Raw genomic sequence first — 2,488 nt, 5'->3', positions numbered from 1 at the left:
TTCTATTTCTTCTTTATTGATTGGTTTACCTTTATTGAAACATTTAGAAATGCGAGACATTATCATCATCGGAGCCGGACTCAGCGGACTTACAGTGGCTTATAACCTTAGAAAAAGAGGGATTTTTTGTAAAGTTCTGGAGGCACAGGACAGGATAGGAGGAAGGATCCAAACCGTTTACGGTGCGGCGGGGACTCCGATGGAAATGGGTGCAACATGGTTTGGGGATGTTCATCAGCACCTTCTCAAATTGCTTCAGGAACTCGAAATTGGCTTTTTCAAGCAAAAAGAGGAAGGCATCGCTTTGTTTGAGACCATGTCTTTTGAACCTCCGCATCAATATTATATCCCGGCATCTGAGTCTTCCTCGTACAGGATTCAGGGAGGGACTTCATCGCTCATTGATAGTCTTGCTAGGTTTGTAAGGGAGGAAAATATTATCCTGAATACGGAGATCAGGGAGATCTTGGAAGAAGAAGATCAGATCAAATTGACCGACCAAAAAGGAAATGAATACCATTGCCATTTTTTGGTAGTGGCCATGCCCCCAAGAGTTTTTGTCAACAGCATCAAAGTCAGTCCTGAACTGCCTAGAGAAGCGACTGATATCCTTCAAAATGTGCAGACTTGGATGAGTGGTTCTGTCAAATTTGCTGTAGAATATGCTGCTCCCTTTTGGAGGGAAAAAGGATTCTCAGGCAATGTGTTCAGCCAATCAGGTTTGGCAACTGAGATGTATGACCACAGTAACTTTGAGGAATCAAAGTTTGCGCTCAAAGGATTTTTGAACGGCAGTGCAGCACATTTTAGTTTTGAAGAAAGGAAGATAAGGGTCATCCAACAGCTAGAAAAGTACTTTGGACAGGAGGCAGCAGATTTTATCAGTTATACAGATAAAATCTGGGATGATAAATACATCAAGTCTCCCCAAGATGGTTTTTTGTTACCCCATCAGAACAACGGACATCCGGTTTTCAACGGTTCTTTTATGGGCGGAAAGCTCATATTGACCGGAGCGGAAACCGCCAACACCTATGGAGGATATATGGACGGCGCGGTGAGGGCTGCCAATCTGGCAACAGAAAAATTGTTTAGTCAAGTCTTATGAAAAAACTATTGCAATGACAGGTTTTCAACCTCCATTGACTTTCATGGTTTCATTGTCAAATCTATAGACAACTCCATTGTCCAATTCTATTTCCAAATCAAAAGTAATTTCGATGTTTCCGGCAGGAACGCTGGTAAATTTCAGATAAAGCCGCTCATTTTTGAGGAATCGGTGTCTGTTTTTGATAAAGTCAGTGAGGTTATATTCCTGCTGAAAATTCTGGGTGAGGACAAATTTTTCATTGATCACAGCCCCTTCCTGCAATATTTCATTGGCATTGACTGCTATTTCCTTTTTGTTGATGATCCTGATGGTTCTAAGTGTTTCTATGGAGTATGACTCGGGAGGACTGCAGGCAAAAGCCGTATTCAAAAAGAAAGAGCCCTTTTGTGATTTTTTGATTTCGCTGACCGGCTTCAATCCTGATACCCAAAATGCCTTGTAAAGGGTCTGATGGAAATAAAACCTGTTGGGATCAAAAGCAAAATTCCTGTCAGCCCTAAAAAGAGTTTCGATGGAAAAGGTGGTGATAGAAAAATCTTCAGTTTCAAAAACAGGATTACAGCCACAGGGACCGTTACATTGGTCCATGCAGGATACAGGTACAATCCCTAAAAAAAGTATGATCAAGAGTCCGGTGACAACATGCTTAGGCATCATATGTGTGTTTTGGAATTTAATTTAATCAAGGTTCACTGCTATTTAACAAATTAAATGAAAAGAAGTTTTAGGATTTTTTTGTAAGCTAATATTTTGATAATGAACAAAGAACTCATTTGACCAACTTTGCTTAAGTCATAAATTTCAAAAAATAGGACAGGTACGAAATAGGAGGTCAAGAGGGGTGATGTTTTAAGCATTGTTTTTTATATTCAGACTTTTGATAATTTAACCTTAAACCACATGGTATTGATAGCACTGAATCCAAGACCTGAGTTTGAATCAAATGAAAAACTGAATAAAAAGCTTCATTCCTTTACCAAACTTATAAATGAATTAAAGGAAAAGCCGCTTTCTGAAAATGAAACAGCAACTATCAATGAGGGAATTGGGGACATCAATGCTTTCAAAGGATCTGTCAAAGATTTCAGGAAAACTTTGACCAAATCACAAAGCAATATTTTGAAGGTTATTGAAAAGGAATCCAAACTTGTCGTAAAAAACCATTACCGCAATCTTTGGATGGCCGTGGGAATGTCTGTTTTTGGAATCCCCTTTGGTTTGGTATTCGGGACTGTAATGGATAATTTTGGATTTTTGGGTATTGGACTTCCTATAGGTATGGCCATCGGGGTTGCATATGGAACAAAATTAGACGCCGAAGCTGCCAAGGAAGGTCGCCAACTCGATGTTGACTTATCAGCCTGATTTTAAAATTAC

The 2,488-nt window shown here is 39.6% G+C and carries 3 protein-coding genes; 2 read left to right on the top strand and 1 reads right to left on the bottom strand.

The features are described 5' to 3' along the window. Window positions 1-1,108, top strand: a 1,108-nt coding sequence (locus ACZFYI_RS19010) for a flavin monoamine oxidase family protein (RefSeq protein ID WP_462525696.1), incomplete at its 5' end; no start/stop codon positions are given. Between the two features lie 24 nt (window positions 1,109-1,132). Here ACZFYI_RS19010 and ACZFYI_RS19005 read toward each other — a convergent pair. Next, on the bottom strand, window positions 1,133-1,765 hold the full coding sequence (locus ACZFYI_RS19005; protein ID WP_462525695.1) for a hypothetical protein: 633 nt from the start codon (window positions 1,763-1,765) through the stop codon (window positions 1,133-1,135). Between the two features lie 246 nt (window positions 1,766-2,011). Between ACZFYI_RS19005 and ACZFYI_RS19000 the strand changes: the two genes are divergently transcribed. Beyond that, window positions 2,012-2,476: a hypothetical protein gene (locus tag ACZFYI_RS19000; RefSeq protein ID WP_462525694.1), complete on the top strand. Its 465-nt coding sequence runs from the start codon at window positions 2,012-2,014 to the stop codon at window positions 2,474-2,476. Window positions 2,477-2,488: the final 12 nt, after the last annotated feature.

It is taken from the genome of Aquiflexum sp., assembly GCF_977115555.1.
Note: the sequence above shows the minus strand (reverse complement) of the source record. Positions and strands in the feature narration are given on the sequence as shown.

Coding starts and splice junctions, on each gene's coding strand:
- ACZFYI_RS19000 (WP_462525694.1), top strand. CDS start 2,012: ATGGTATTGATAGCACTGAATCCAAGACCTGAGTTTGAATCAAATGAA.
- ACZFYI_RS19005 (WP_462525695.1), bottom strand. CDS start 1,765: ATGCCTAAGCATGTTGTCACCGGACTCTTGATCATACTTTTTTTAGGG.